The organism is Halobellus limi (assembly GCF_004799685.1).
In the GTDB taxonomy this organism is placed as follows: domain Archaea; phylum Halobacteriota; class Halobacteria; order Halobacteriales; family Haloferacaceae; genus Haloquadratum; species Haloquadratum limi.
The window spans coordinates 1995057-2008536 of record NZ_CP031311.1 but is presented as its reverse complement, the minus strand read 5'-3'; the positions used below and the strand labels follow the sequence as shown (position 1 = coordinate 2008536).

Below are 13480 nucleotides of genomic sequence, written 5' to 3'. Positions count from 1 at the left end.
ATGCCCTCGGAAGCCAAGCCTTCGTATCGGTGTCTCGGAACACCGCAGACTAACCAATGAGTGCTGATCTGCCGATGGTGCTCGTCGTCGAAGACGAGCCGGACCTCGCCGACCTGTACGCAACGTGGCTGAGAGACGAGTATCGCGTTCGCGTCGCCTACGGCGGTCGCGAGGCACTCGAAGAACTCGACGAGGAAGTCGACGTAGTCCTGCTCGATCGACGGATGCCGGACCTCTCGGGCGACGAGGCGCTGGAGGCGATCCGCGAGCGCGACGTCGGCTGTCGCGTCGCGATGGTCACCGCCGTCGAACCCGACTTCGACATCGTCGCGATGGGCTTCGACGACTACCTCGTCAAACCGGTCTCGCGGGATTCGCTGAAGGACACCGTCGAGAACCTGCTCCGCCGGAACAGCTACGACGACGGCATCCAGGAGCTGTTCGCGCTCGCCTCGAAGAAGGCCCTCCTGGAATCGGAGAAGGACGCGGCCACCCTCGAAGAGCACGCGGAGTACCAGGAGCTCACAGAGCGCGTTCAGAACCTCCGGGCCGAGCTCGACGAGACGCTCACCGCGTTCGACGACGAACACGACTTCACCGCGATGTACCGTGATCTCGGCGGCGACCTCGACGTCGACGCTGACAGTTCCGAGTAACGACAGATCCGCTCCGGTTCTCCCGTAGTACGGCTATCGAGTCGCTTCGAGTAACTACCCGGCTTCGAGAGACACTCTCGGCGCCGTACATCTTTTTGTATCGTTCTATAGGAACTAAATTAATATAATATTATATCAGAAAGTGTCAGAAAATTTTATTTTAAAGCGCGTCGAGGTACCAATCGTCATGTCCGAAAATGACACCAACGCGGTCGCACAGTACCTCGCTGACCACCCCCGCGCGATGGGCGTCCTCTTCACTGCGCTGCTCCTGCTCTCGCAGGCCGGATCCGCGGTCGCCGGGAACCACACCGCGATCTCGGGTCCCTGAATCGGATTACAGATCCTCGAAATCGACGGTATCGCTCCACCGGAGCCGCCCATTGATCAGTACGGGTATATTCTCTAGCGCCAGGAAGTCCGCGAGCTCCTCGTGCGACAACCGGAACGTATCGATCGTCCCCGACGACAGGTAGTGGCTCTCGTTGCCGGACACGTACGGACTGACGAGGCTCCCCAGGCCGAACTCCGCGGCGGGGTAGGTGACGTATTCGAGGAGATACTCTTCGCCGTCCCTCGTTATGATCCCCGTATTCGGGAGCATCGCCTGGACCTGTGCCACGGAGAAGCTCCCGTCGCCGACGACGATGTAGTCGCTCCCGATGTAGCTGTCTTTACAGGCCAGATCCAGCGAGATCCGGATCGGGAACCCGTAGTTCAACAGCCGAGCCAGGCTCCGGCCGATGTCGACCGCGCCGCTGTTGACGACGTCGCTGAGCGTGACGATGCCGGCGATCGCCCCCCGTTCGATGAGTTCCATCCCCTGCTCGTAGGACTGACACGCGTTGAGGAGAAACGAGTCCACGCCGACCGTCTCGATGCTCGTCACGTCGAGTGCGCCGTCCGGACACTGGAAGCCGTCCTCGTCGATGTGGCCGATGTAGTGGAGGAACTCCGTCTCGTCCGCCAGCACCGCTCGGAGCTCCTCGACGGTCAGTTCGTAGTGCGTCCGGATGTCGAACGGCAGCTCCTCGCGGGACCCGTACACGGCCTCGACGGCGTCGCGCTCCTCGGCCATCCGCGGGTCGTTGCAGACGACGGTGATCCCGATGTCGCCCTCGATCGGCTCTCGCGTCAGCCGGTTCCGATACGCCTGCAGGGACGCCTTGCTCGCGCCGATCGGAATCCCCGGACCGAGCCACGCCTGTTCCAGCGAGTCCGTCTCGGGCGGCTGGACGTACGTCCGCTCGATGCCGGCGGTTCGGGCGTCCCGGCTTCGCGTGCTCGCGCTCCGCGTGAACTCCCCGGTCCTCGGCGGCGTCGCCGTCGGCTCCGGGGGGCCGCGGACGAACTCCTCGACGGCACTCGCCTGGACCGCCGACCCGGCTGTCGGTTCGGACTGCGGCGTCGTCACCACGGCGAGGTCGTTCGCGACGAACGGCAGCACCTCGACGTTCGACGCCGAGGGCGCGACGTGCGCGGTCAGTTTCCAGTCGGGAACCTCGGACTCGACGAGCTCGTAGGGGACGTCCAGATACGCCTCGAGCTGTTCGCCGATCGAGCGGTCGTAGAGGTCCGCGAAGTCCAGCCCGAGGGTCGGTTCGAGCGTCCGCCGCTCGTGGAGGTCGACCTGATAGTAGCCTTCGGTCCGGGTGAGACAGTCCAGGAAGAACGTCTGCTTGAGCACGCGCTCGACGGACGCCTCGAACCCGCCTCCGCCGTCGAGGTCGTGGCTGAATCCGCCTTCGGTCACGATCCGCGGGGCGTCTCCGGGGACGACGGTCGCACCGAGGTAGTACGCAAGCGGCGCGGCGGCGTAGACGTGTCCGCGCGTCTCGGGCAGTTCGATCGTGACGTCCGTCTCCGGTGGCTCCAGTCCGTCGGGCGCCTCGAACCGGTCCCCGCGCTCGATGAGCGGCGGATGCCCGCGAAGCGTCGGATACGACCGCTCGACGCTCGTCGTCTTCAGCGCCGACCCCAGAAGCGACACCGCACGCATCGCGTCCCGCGGCCGGTCCGTCGTCCGGATGGTCGCCGCCGGGCGCTTGTGGTGGGATCGGGCCCCGACGAGCACGTCGGTCTCCTCGCCGAACTCCACCCGCGTCCGCGCCGCGTCCGAGACCACGCGCAGCGACGAGTCGACCCGGAGGTAGAGTTTGATCGGGGCGAACAGTTCGACGCTGTAGGTCCCACGCGGAAACGTCTCGTCGGCGAAGTGCTCGGCCTGTGCGATCATGTCCCCCTCGCCGTCGCGAACACAGACCGACACGACCGTCTCGAGGTCTAACCGGTCGGTTCGGACGCTCACCGCCCCGTCGGCCGGAAACCGGAACGCGTCCGGATCCGCCGATCTGATCCGCATCGGATCGGGCGAGGAGAGCACGAACTGACTCCGTTCGATCGGATCGGAGACTTCGAGTTCGGTCCGTCCGGTCGAGCTATCGAACTCGACCTGGAGGTGATCTGAACCGGTCGACCCCGTCGGCTCCCCCCCTGGCGTCGTGCGGCCGCCGAGCCCTTCCATCGTGACAATACATCACTTACGCCGCAAAAAGCGTACTGGTGGCCGGTGCTACCGCCCGTCGTCGACCGGCAGCCACTCCGAGGTGAGATCGGCGTCACGGAGATGCCAGCGCTGCTGTGGCTCTCTGCCGTCGAGTCGCAGCTCGACGATCGCGTCGAAGAGCGGGGCGAAGAGGCGCACGACCTCCGAATCGATCGGTTCGGGAACCCGGACGTGCCCCATCCCCTCGACGGATCTGACGTCGTTCGCGAGCACGTGCAAGAAGCGAAACACCGTCCGTCTGTCGTACTCCGAGAGCAACGCGGCCACGCAGTCGAACGCGACGCGTAACTCGCCGGGGTCGAGGTCGCCCGCGACGGCGTCGAACTCGCGGATCGCCGTCCCGATCTCGACGCCGAGGTCGACGATCGACCCCTCGACTGTGACCGTCGCGTCGTCCGGGGTCGGATCGCCGCCGTACGCGTCGAACGACGTCGAGTCGGACGTCGGAGTCGGCGAGGCGGTCGGCGACGGGTAGCCCGGCGAGGCGCCCGGGCCGAACCGGTCGCCGTCACCGGCCGCTCCCGACGCGTCCGCCGCCGAGCTTCGCGCGGCGACGTCGACGCTGAGGATCCGCGTCCACTCCGGCGTCCAGCGATCGATCCGGTCGAACCGGATCTCCGATCCGGACCCGCGTTCGACGACGAGTCGCCGGCGGTCCGCGTCGGCGTCCCCGCCGAGGAGACACGCGGAGACTCGGTTGTAGACGTCTTCGGGCACGGTTCCGACGACCAAGAGCGCGCTGCCGCGGGATTTCAGATCGTCGAGGGCGGTCGCGACGCCCACAGTGGCACCGACGGTGCTCCCGTCGGTACCGCCACCTGTGTGCATTCGTCGCAACTCTACGCATCGACCGAAGTAATAGTTTGTGATACGAAACGTTTGCGCGGCCGGCGTCCGTCGAATCGGCCGCGAGGTCGGTCGTGCCCGACGAAAGAGGCGAGCCCTCACGACGACGAGGGGAAATTCCTCGCAACGACAGGGGTCAACCCCCCGCGACGACGGGGTTCAATCCCTCGCGACGACGAACTCAGCGATCCTCGACGAACGATTCGATCCGGTTCAGCGCCTCCTTCAACTCGCCCATACTGGACGCGTACGACACGCGGAGGTGTCCCGCGCCCCCGTCGCCGAAGACGCGGCCGGGGACGAGCGCGACGCGCTCCTCGCGGATGAGCGCCTCCGCGAACGCCTCGTCGTCTTCCCAGCCGGGCGGGCACTTCGGGAAGACGTAGAACGCGCCCTTCGCCTCGAAGCAGTCCATCCCGATCTCGTTGAACCGCGAGATGACGAACTGTCGACGGCGGTCGAACTCCCGGCGCATCTCCTCGACGGCCCCGTCGCAGGAGTCGAGCGCTTCGATGGCGGCGAACTGCGCGGTCGTCGGCGCCGACAGCATCGTGTACTGGTGGATCCGGTTCATCGCGTCGATCACCTCGGAGGGACCGAGCGCGTACCCGAGCCGCATCCCCGTCATCGCGTACGCCTTCGAGAAGCCGTTGAACACGACGGTCCGCTCGCGCATCCCCGGTAGCGTCGCGATCGAGACGTGCTCGTCCTCGTAGCGGAGCGCCGCGTAGATCTCGTCGGAGAGGACGAAGAGATCGTGTTCGCGGACGAACTCCGCAACTTCCGCGAGTTCCTCGCGCGTCATCACCGCGCCCGTGGGGTTGTTCGGGTAACAGAGCACGAGGATCGACGCCTCGTCGGCGCCGGCGCGTTCGAGGTCCTCGTACGTGAGGACGAAGTCGTTCTCCGCGTGGGTCTCTACCGGCACGACCTCGCCCCCGGAGAACGTCACCGTCGGCCCGTAGGAGATGTAGGAGGGCTGCGGGACCGCGACGGCGTCGCCGGGGTCGATGAGCGCGCGCATTGCGAGGTCGACCGCCTCGCTCGCGCCCGTGCTGACGAGGATCTCGTCGTCGGGATCGTAGGAGAGGTCGTATCGCGTGACGTGGGCTGCGATCCGCTCGCGGAGGTCCCGTCGCCCCCGATTCGCCGTGTAGGACGTCCGCCCCCGCTCCAGGGAGTCGATCGCCGCCGCTCGGGCCGCCCACGGCGCGGAGAAGTCGGGCTCACCGACGCCGAGGGAGACGAGGTCGTCCATCTCCTCGGCGAGTTCGAAGAACCGCCTGATCCCCGAGGGCGGCGTCTCCCTGGCCCGCCGGGAGAGCCGATCCGCGTTCTCCGTCATGGCGAGACGGCGAGGCGGTCGTCGTCGTCGCCGTCGCCGAAGTAGACGCCGCGCTCCTTGTACGTCGTCATCACGAAGTGCGTCACCGTCTGGGTGACCTCCGGGATCGGCGCGATCTGCTCGGAGACGAAGTTCGAGACGTCGTGCATCGACTCGCCCTCGACGTCGACGGCGAAGTCGTAACTGCCGGAGATGAGCCGCAGCGAGGACACCTCGGGGAACTTCGCGATGCGCCGCGCGATCTCCTCGTAGCCGGTCTCGCGGTCGAGTTCGACGTTCAACTCGACCTCCGCGCGGACGTGTTCCTCGTCCACGCTGTCCCAGTCGACGACCGCCTGGTAGCCGCGGACCGCCCCCTCGGACTCCAGTTCGTCGACCAGTTTCTCGACCGTTGCTGCGTCCACGCCGAGTTGTCGCGCGATGTCCTCGGTGCTCTGTCGAGCGTCGCTCAGCAACAGGTCGAGCAGTTCCCGCTTCGCTTCCATACGCGACCCGAAGCGGCCCCGATTGAAAGGGTTTGCTCTCCCGTCCGGGACGGCAACGGGACGAGAGGTCCGCTTCCTCGCCGCGGGTGGGAAAGGCACAATACCCCGGGGGACCGCCTCACGCACGATGGCCCTCTCGGACGCCTTCCTCTCCCCGCTCGGACTCGCCGCCCTCCTCGCTGCGGTTCCCGTCGTCCTCCTGTATCTGGTTCGTCCGGATCCGCGGCGCGTGACCCTTCCCACGGTCCGCTTTCTGACCGACGCCGACGGCACGTCGTCTTCGAGACCGCTGCTGGAACGCCTGAAGCGCAGCGCCCTGCTCTTGCTCCAACTGCTCGCGATCGTCCTCTTCGCGACGGCGCTCGCGGCGCCGTACGTCCCGGTCTCGGAATCTGAGACCGTCGAGGAGACGGTCCTCGTCGTCGACGCCAGCGCGAGTATGAACGTCGAGACTGGTGGCACGACGCGCTTCGACCGCGCCGTCGCCGCCGCACGCGAGGAGACCACCTCGACGACCTCCGTGGTCGTCGTCGACGGGGAGTCCTCGATCGCGCTCAGGGCCGGGACCGCGGGCGACGCGGCGGAGACGCTCTCGGACCTCCGCGCCACCGACGCTCCGGGAGACCTCCGAACGGCGATCGCGCGCGGATCGAGTCTCGCCGGCGAGAACGCGCGCGTCGTCGTCCTCAGCGACTTCGCCGGCGACGATGACTGGGAGGCCGCCGTGCAATCAGCCCGCGCCCGCGGGCTGACGGTCGACCTCCGGCAGTTCGACGGCGGCGGCGACGACAACGTCGGTATCGTCGACCGGAGTTTCTCCGGCGAGGAAGTGACGGTCTCGGTACAGAACTCCGGAAGCGAGGAGGTCACCCGTCGGGTCTCGCTGGGCGAGGCCGAGGAGACCGTCTCGCTCGCGCCCGGCGACGTCCGCAGCGTCACCCTCCCGGTCCCCGCCGGCGGCGGCGAGGTCCGACTCTCGCCCGGCGACTCCTTTCCCACCGACGACGTCGCCTACGTGGCCGCGCCCGAGGACGCCGCCGTCGACGTGCTCCTCGTGACGAACGACGAGAACCGCTACCTGACGACGGCGCTGTCGGTGATCGATCCGGTCGAACTGACGGTCGTCGAGCCGCCGGACTCAATCCCCGACCCGCCCGAGGAGACCTACGACGTCGTGCTCTACAGCAACGTCGACGCCGACGAGATCCGCGACGCACACGTCGCCGCCGGCCGCGACGCCCTCGCCGCGGACGGCGGCGTCGGCGTCCAGGCCGACGGGTCGATGCCGGTCGACGCATACGGCGACCTGCTCCTGATCGCTCCGGACGGGATGGGCTCGAACCCGACGCTCGCGACGCCCGCGGCGGACGAACTGACGCGTGACATCACGTTCCCGCCGCCGGAGCGGTACGTCCGCGGCGACCTGCGATCGGGACGGGCGCTCGTCTCGACGAACGACGGCACGCCGATCGTCGCGACCGAGAGTCGGGGCGGCGGCCGGATCCTCTATTACGGCTACGTCGAGTCGGGATCGTCGTTCAAGTACGACTTCGAGTACCCGATCTTCTGGAAGCGAAGCGTCTACGCGCTCGCGGATCGGGAGTCGCTTTCGGACCTGAACCGCGAGACGGGAGCGGGCCTCTCCTTCGGCAACGAGACGACGATCGAGACGCCGCGCGGCGAGGTGACGGCGTCGCGGATCGACGCCGCCGCCGCCGGCTTCTACGTCGCCGACGGCAGTCGGTACAGCGCGTCGCTGCTCGATCCCGCCGAGTCCGACGTGTCGGCGGCGCCGGTCGACTCCGACGCCGGCGGCGCCCCGACGACGAGAGAGGAGGAGCGGACCGTGCCGGGACCGCTGACCGAGTGGGTCGCTCTCGGGATCGTCGCCGTCGCGCTCGGCGAGGTCGCCTTCCTCCGCCGGCGGGGTGATCTGTGATGCTGGGGGGTTTCGTATCGCCGCCATCGGTTTATACCGAGGCCCTGCTCTCGACGCAGTCTCTCTCCCCACTCGCCGTCTCCGTCGAACTCACGGAGGCTCTCTCGGTCGGCCTCGAACGGCCGCTGTTACTCCTCGCGTTGCCGCTCGCGGCCCTCGCGCTCTGGGCGCTCGTCTTCCGCGAGGCCGACGGGACGGCGTCTGAGCGCTCCAGGCGCTGGTTCCTCGCCGCCCGGGTCGCCGTCGTCGCGCTGGTCGTCCTCTCGGCGGCCGGACCCTACACCGTCCAGTCGGAACTGACCGCCGGCGACCCCAGCGTGACGCTGCTCGTCGACGAGTCCGACAGCACGGCGGTGACGCCGAACGTCGCCGACCGGATCACCGAGTCGATCGAGGCCGAGGGGGTCTCCGTCCGGCGCGTCCCCGTCGGCACGGACGACTCCTCGCCGGTCGGCGACGCCGTCGGGGCGAACGTGCAGGAGGACGGCAATCTGGTGCTCCTCAGCGACGGCCGGGTGACGAGCGGTCAGTCCCTGCCGGAGGCGGCGACCCTCGCGCGCTCTGTCAACGCCACGGTCTCCGTGGTCTCGCCGGAACCGCGGACTACCGAGCGGTACGTCACCGTCGCCGGCCCCGAGAAGGTGAGCCTCGGCGTCGAGAACGCCTTCGCGGCCCGCGTCGACGGCGTCGGTCCGAACACGTCGACGACGCTCGCGGTTCGCGTCGACGGCGAGCGGGTGCTCGAACGGTCCTTCGAGGACGCGCCGCGGACGGCCGAGTTCAACCACACGTTCGAGTCGACCGGGAGCCACACGATCACCGCCGAGATCGACGCGACCGATCGGTTCGGAGAGAACGACGTCTTCCGGAAGACCGTCCGCGTGGTCGAACGGCCGAAGATCCTGTACGTCTCGCCCGGCGAGTACCCCTTCCGCGACTACCTGGGTGACCTCTACGACGTGGACACGGCCGAGGAGGTGCCCGAGGACCTCTCGCCGTACTACGCCGTCGTCGTTCAGGACGCGCCGGCCGACTCGGTGGGGAACGTCGACCGCCTCCAGCGGTTCGTCATCGACGGCGGCGGCCTGTTCGTCGTCGGCGGCCCCAACTCCTTCGAGAGCGGCGGCTACGAGGGCTCGAACCTCGCGTCGATGCTCCCGGTCACGACCGGCGAGGGACAGGCCCGGGCGACGAACATCGTCCTCGCGGTCGACGTGTCGGGCAGCGCCCAGGAGGGGATGGCGATCCAGAAGTCCGCGGCGCTCTCGGTGCTCGACCAGTTGGGCGACGAGAACGAGGTCGGGATCGTCGGCTTCAACTTCCAGGCCTACCGCGTCGCCGACGTCGAACCCCTCTCGGAGAACCGCGGGCAACTCGAGGACAAGATCCGCAGGCTCCGCGCCGGCGGCGCGACCGACATCGCCGCGGGCGTCCGCGGCGGGGGCGAACTCCTCGGGGACCGCCCGGGGGCGATCATCGTCGTCAGCGACGGTCACGACAGCCCCGACGAGGCCGCCGGCGTCGCCTCCCGGTTGTCCGAGCGCGGCGTCCGCGTCGTCACCGTCGGGGCCGGCGAGCGCGTCAACGAGCGCACGCTGCGGACCATCGCCGGCGCGGGCAGCGGCAGTTACTTCCGCGCGACCGAGACCACCCGGCTCGGCATCCTCTTCGGCGGCTCGGGCGCGGCCGGCGCGTCCGAACTGATCGTCCTCGACCGGCGGGCGTTCGTCACCAGAGGCGTCACGCTGACGTCGTCGCCGGGGGCGTTCAACGACGTCTCCGTCCGGCAGGGCGCGGACTTCCTCGTCGCCGGCGGCAACGGCCAGCCGGCGCTCGCGACGTGGCGCTACGGGCTCGGCCGGGTGGCGACGCTCACCGCCCACGGCGAGGACGGGACGCTCGACGGCCTGCTCCGCGAGCCCGACTCGCTGCTCGTGACGCGGACGACGAACTACGCCGTCGGCGACCCCGAGCGGAAGGCGACCGGGATCACCGGCATCCCCGACACCCGGGTGGGCGAGTCGACGACCGCGACGTACCGGGGCACGGAGCGGCCCGAGGCTGAAGGGGCATCGTTCCGGCGGGTCGGCGAGGAGACGTTCCAGGCGACGGTGACGCCCGAGGAGACGGGTTACCACGATGTCCTCGGCGCCACCTACGCCGCGAACTACCCGCGGGAGTACGCCGCGTTCGGACCGGATCCGGCGCTCGACGCGCTCGTCGACGACACCGGCGGCCGGGAGTTCACCGCCGCGCAGGGCGCTGAAATCGCCCGGTTCGCGAGCCAGCGCGCCCGCGGCGTCGAGCCCGTGAAGACCGACTGGACGTGGCTGTTCCTCCTGACCGGGCTGCTCGCCTTCACGGCCGAAGTGAGCTATCGGCGGCTTCAAGTTCGTCGCCGAACGACCACCTCCGACGGAGGCCTCCCGTGACGTACGTCGGTCGCCGACTGAACCTCGCGCTCGTCGCCGCCCTCCTCGTCCTCGCCGCGGGGACGGTCGGAGCCACGGTGCTCTTTCAGTCCGGCGTCTCCGAGGTCGAGGCCCAGAACGAGCAGTTGCGGTCACAGAACGAACAGCTCCGCGAGGACCTCCGCTCCGCTCGCGACCGGATCGACTCGCTGGAGTCGCAGGTGAGCGGCCTGGAGTCGGAACTGGCGGCCGCGAACGAGACGCTCTCTGCGGTCCGGTCCGAGCGCGACGGGTACAGAGAGGGCCTCTCCGAGGTCTGCGAGCAGTTGCGCGAAGAGAACGGCAGCGTCCCGGAGGAGTGTGAGAATGTCTGATCGGGAGGGGGACGGCGGCCCCGAAACCGAAGTTGAGGCGGACGATAGCGCCGGAGCCGACGCCGACTCGGCGGCCGACGGGTCGACGGCGCGGATCCGCGAAGCGCTCGACGAGGTCAGGACCGAGGTCCGCAAGGCCGCAGTCGTCCACGCGGCGGTCGACGCCGCGTTCCTCGCCCTCCTCGCGAATCTCGTCCTCGCGCTGGTCGACCCCGCGTGGCTCGCCGTCGGCGTCCGTCTCCCGACCGCCCTCGCCGACGCGCTCGGAGCGATCCCGCTCGTCGGCGACTTCGCCCCCCGGGCGGTCGGCGCGACGTCGCTCGTCGCCGTCGCGGTCGGCGTCGTCGCGTTCGCCGGCGAGTACGCCTTCAGGCTCCGCCGCCCGCTCGTCGAGCAGTTCGAGGCGGCGAACCCTCAGATACGCGAGGCGCTACGGACCGCCCGCGACGCGGTCGACCACGGCGCCGACACGGAGATGGCGCGTCGGCTCTACGGGGACGTGATCGAGACGCTCGGCCGGACGTCGACGCTCGAACTCGTCGAGACGCGCCGCGTGGCGGTGACCGTCGTGCTGGTCGTCCTCGTGAGCCTCGCGAGCGTCCAGGTCGCCGTCGTCGACCCCGACCTCGCGGGGATCCTGGGCGTCGGCGGCGGCGAGCCGACGGTCGACCGACCGGACGAGGACGAACTCCAGGACGGCGAGGAAATCCTCGGCGACCCCGAGGACGTCGAGGCCGGCGACGAGTTCGAGAACATCTCGGTCCCGGGGACGGGCGAGGGCGGCGGCGACGGCCCGACCGGCCCGGGCGACGGGTTCGGCGGGGGCGGCGGGACCGGCGAGTTCGACAGCCAGCAGGCCGGCTTCGCCGGCGAGGAGCGGATCGAGGACGCCGAGCTCGTCCGCGAGTACAACCTCCGGATCAGGGAGATCGAGGACGAGGACGCGGACGGAACGACCGAGAACGGCTGATATACGGAGAGACTCACCGATGCACGCCAACTTATGAACGGAACGAACGAGGAGATCGACCGGATCCAGCGCAGACTCGCCGCCCTTCGCGAGGAGGTCGGAAAGCGAATCGTCGGCCAGTCCGACGTCGTCGAACAGCTCCTCGTCTGCCTACTCTGCGACGGCAACGCCCTCATCGAGAGCAACCCCGGGCTCGGGAAGACGACGCTGGTCAGGACCGTCGCGGAGGCGACTGACCTCTCCTTCTCGCGCATCCAGAACACGCCGGACCTGATGCCGGCGGACATCACCGGGACGGAGATCATCCGCGAGGTGAACGGAGAGCGGGAGTTCGTCTTCGAGCGCGGGCCGGTGTTCGCGAACCTCGTCCTCGCCGACGAGATCAACCGCGCGACGCCGAAGACGCAGGCGGCGCTCTTAGAGGCGATGCAGGAGAAGCAGGTGACGACCGCCGGGGAGACCCGCGAGTTGCCGCGCCCCTTCTTCGTGCTCGCGACGCAGAACCCGATCGACCAGGAGGGGACCTATCCCCTGCCGGAGGCCCAGACCGACCGCTTCCTCCTGAAGATCCTCGTCGACTACCCGGCCCGCGACGAGGAGCGCGAGATCGTCGACCGGTACACGACGGGCGCGCCCGACCCCGCGGTCGACCGGGTGCTCTCCCGCGACGGCCTCCAGCGCGCCCAGCAGTTGACCCGGCAGGTGCCCATCGCCGACGACGTCCGCGACGACGTGATCGATCTGGTCCGGGCGACGCGGACGGCCGAAGACGTCGAGTTCGGCGCGAGCCCGCGGGCCAGTATGGGGCTCGTCCTCGCGGCGAAGGCCCGCGCCTTCCTCGACGGCCGGGCGCACGTCTCCTGGGAGGACGTCGAGGCGATGGCCCATCCGGTGCTCAGACACCGGATCATCGTCGACTTCCGGGCCGAACGCGAGGGCGTGACGCCCGACGACGCCGTCTCGAACCTGCTGTAACGATGGCGATCGAGCCCTCCTTCTTCGACGAACTCGCCCGCCTGGAGCGGTCGCTGCGGCAGCGGACCGACTCGCGGCGGCAGGGCCAACAGCAGTCGCCGAACGTCGGCGAGGGGCTGACGTTCAGCGACTACCGGCGGTACACCCCCGGCGACGACGTCAGACTCATCGACTGGCGCGTCTACGCCCGGACGGACGAGTACTTCATCAAGCAGTACGAGGCCGAGCGGAACCTCACGGTCCACGTCCTCCTCGATACCTCCGCGTCGATGGACTTCGGGGACAGGAGCGAGAACAAGTTCGAGTTCGCCGCCCGCGTCGGCCTCGCGTTCGCGTACGTCGCGGCTTCGGGGCACGACTCGTTCCGCTTTTCGACGATCGGAACCGGCTTCGAGCGGCTGGATCACGGTCGGTCGACCCGGGGCGAACTGCTCGGCCTCCTCGACTCCGTCAACGAGATCGACCCGGAGGATAGAACGGACTTCGTCGAGTCGCTCTCCTCGTACGCCCGGACGATCCGCTCGCGGTCGCTCGTCGTCGTCGTGAGCGACTTCCTGGAGGATCCCGACGCGATCGAGGACGGCCTCGCGGCCCTCGGCGACACCGACGTGCTCCTGGTTCACGTCGTCGCCCCCGAAGAGCGCGACCCCGACGTCGTCGGCGACACCGTCTTCGAGGACCCCGAGACGGGGGCGACACAGCGGGCGTACTTCGCGGGGTCGACCGTCGAGTCCTACCGGGAGCGGCTCTCCGCCCACGTTGACGAGGTCGAGGCGCGCGCGCGGCGGTACCGCGCCGAGCACGTCGTCGTCGACACCGACGCGGACTTCTTCGACGCGTTCGCCGCCGTGTGGGCGACGCGAGACGCCCCGAGTTCTCGGACGTCCCGAGAGCGCTGAGGTCGCGAGAGTGC

Annotated in this window: 12 protein-coding genes; 8 read left to right on the top strand and 4 right to left on the bottom strand. The window is 69.1% G+C overall.

Translation table 11 applies throughout. The annotated features are described in order from the left end of the window. The first annotated feature begins 56 nt into the window (after nt 1-56). Complete coding sequence (locus tag DV707_RS09805; RefSeq protein WP_103991874.1) at nt 57-656, top strand: HalX domain-containing protein; 600 nt, start codon at nt 57-59, stop codon at nt 654-656. A gap of 187 nt (nt 657-843) precedes the next feature. Then, a complete protein-coding gene (locus tag DV707_RS18620; RefSeq protein WP_170216831.1) occupies nt 844-987 on the top strand; it encodes a DUF7503 family protein in 144 nt (47 codons plus the stop codon). 6 nt (nt 988-993) lie between these two features. Here the strand turns inward: DV707_RS18620 and DV707_RS09800 are convergent, their stop codons facing one another. The 4 genes from DV707_RS09800 to DV707_RS09785 all read right to left on the bottom strand — a co-directional run bounded on the left by DV707_RS09800 (nt 994) and on the right by DV707_RS09785 (nt 5898). Then, nucleotides 994-3180: a hypothetical protein gene (locus DV707_RS09800; RefSeq protein WP_235010779.1), complete on the bottom strand. Its 2187-nt coding sequence runs from the start codon at nt 3178-3180 to the stop codon at nt 994-996. Nucleotides 3181-3228: 48 nt separating this feature from the next. Next, nucleotides 3229-4050: a DUF7504 family protein gene (locus DV707_RS09795; RefSeq protein WP_103991875.1), complete on the bottom strand. Its 822-nt coding sequence runs from the start codon at nt 4048-4050 to the stop codon at nt 3229-3231. 199 nt (nt 4051-4249) lie between these two features. Next, complete coding sequence (locus tag DV707_RS09790; RefSeq protein ID WP_103991876.1) at nt 4250-5413, bottom strand: pyridoxal phosphate-dependent aminotransferase; 1164 nt, start codon at nt 5411-5413, stop codon at nt 4250-4252. Continuing rightward, nucleotides 5410-5898, bottom strand: coding sequence for an Lrp/AsnC family transcriptional regulator (locus DV707_RS09785; RefSeq protein ID WP_103991877.1), 489 nt, complete (start codon nt 5896-5898; stop codon nt 5410-5412). Before DV707_RS09785 ends, DV707_RS09790 begins: the two co-directional genes overlap by 4 nt. A 127-nt stretch (nt 5899-6025) precedes the next feature. Between DV707_RS09785 and DV707_RS09780 the strand changes: the two genes are divergently transcribed. From DV707_RS09780 to DV707_RS09755, 6 genes are read left to right on the top strand one after another with little or no spacing between them, the layout of a single operon-like run. Continuing rightward, nucleotides 6026-7837 carry a vWA domain-containing protein gene (locus DV707_RS09780; protein ID WP_103991878.1) on the top strand — a complete coding sequence of 604 codons (1812 nt, stop codon included), beginning with the start codon at nt 6026-6028 and terminating at the stop codon, nt 7835-7837. Further along, nucleotides 7837-10269 carry a vWA domain-containing protein gene (locus DV707_RS09775; RefSeq protein WP_103991879.1) on the top strand — a complete coding sequence of 811 codons (2433 nt, stop codon included), beginning with the start codon at nt 7837-7839 and terminating at the stop codon, nt 10267-10269. The genes DV707_RS09780 and DV707_RS09775 overlap by 1 nt, the downstream gene beginning before the upstream one ends. Next, nucleotides 10266-10622 carry a hypothetical protein gene (locus DV707_RS09770; RefSeq protein WP_103991880.1) on the top strand — a complete coding sequence of 119 codons (357 nt, stop codon included), beginning with the start codon at nt 10266-10268 and terminating at the stop codon, nt 10620-10622. Before DV707_RS09775 ends, DV707_RS09770 begins: the two co-directional genes overlap by 4 nt. Beyond that, nucleotides 10615-11592, top strand: a complete 978-nt coding sequence (locus tag DV707_RS09765; RefSeq protein ID WP_103991881.1) for a DUF7502 family protein — start codon at nt 10615-10617, stop codon at nt 11590-11592. Before DV707_RS09770 ends, DV707_RS09765 begins: the two co-directional genes overlap by 8 nt. Before the next feature lie 33 nt (nt 11593-11625). Continuing rightward, complete coding sequence (locus DV707_RS09760; RefSeq protein WP_103991882.1) at nt 11626-12567, top strand: AAA family ATPase; 942 nt, start codon at nt 11626-11628, stop codon at nt 12565-12567. 2 nt (nt 12568-12569) lie between these two features. Next, nucleotides 12570-13466 (top strand): DUF58 domain-containing protein, encoded by an 897-nt coding sequence (locus DV707_RS09755; RefSeq protein ID WP_103991883.1) that lies wholly within the window; start codon nt 12570-12572, stop codon nt 13464-13466. The last annotated feature ends 14 nt before the right edge of the window (nt 13467-13480 follow it).

Excerpts from the sequence above, each read along its gene's own strand:
- DV707_RS09805 (WP_103991874.1), top strand. The coding sequence starts at position 57 with ATGAGTGCTGATCTGCCGATGGTGCTCGTCGTCGAAGACGAGCCGGAC.
- DV707_RS18620 (WP_170216831.1), top strand. The coding sequence starts at position 844 with ATGTCCGAAAATGACACCAACGCGGTCGCACAGTACCTCGCTGACCAC.
- DV707_RS09800 (WP_235010779.1), bottom strand. The coding sequence starts at position 3,180 with ATGGAAGGGCTCGGCGGCCGCACGACGCCAGGGGGGGAGCCGACGGGG.
- DV707_RS09795 (WP_103991875.1), bottom strand. The coding sequence starts at position 4,050 with ATGCACACAGGTGGCGGTACCGACGGGAGCACCGTCGGTGCCACTGTG.
- DV707_RS09790 (WP_103991876.1), bottom strand. The coding sequence starts at position 5,413 with ATGACGGAGAACGCGGATCGGCTCTCCCGGCGGGCCAGGGAGACGCCG.
- DV707_RS09785 (WP_103991877.1), bottom strand. The coding sequence starts at position 5,898 with ATGGAAGCGAAGCGGGAACTGCTCGACCTGTTGCTGAGCGACGCTCGA.
- DV707_RS09780 (WP_103991878.1), top strand. The coding sequence starts at position 6,026 with ATGGCCCTCTCGGACGCCTTCCTCTCCCCGCTCGGACTCGCCGCCCTC.
- DV707_RS09775 (WP_103991879.1), top strand. The coding sequence starts at position 7,837 with ATGCTGGGGGGTTTCGTATCGCCGCCATCGGTTTATACCGAGGCCCTG.
- DV707_RS09765 (WP_103991881.1), top strand. The coding sequence starts at position 10,615 with ATGTCTGATCGGGAGGGGGACGGCGGCCCCGAAACCGAAGTTGAGGCG.
- DV707_RS09760 (WP_103991882.1), top strand. The coding sequence starts at position 11,626 with ATGAACGGAACGAACGAGGAGATCGACCGGATCCAGCGCAGACTCGCC.
- DV707_RS09755 (WP_103991883.1), top strand. The coding sequence starts at position 12,570 with ATGGCGATCGAGCCCTCCTTCTTCGACGAACTCGCCCGCCTGGAGCGG.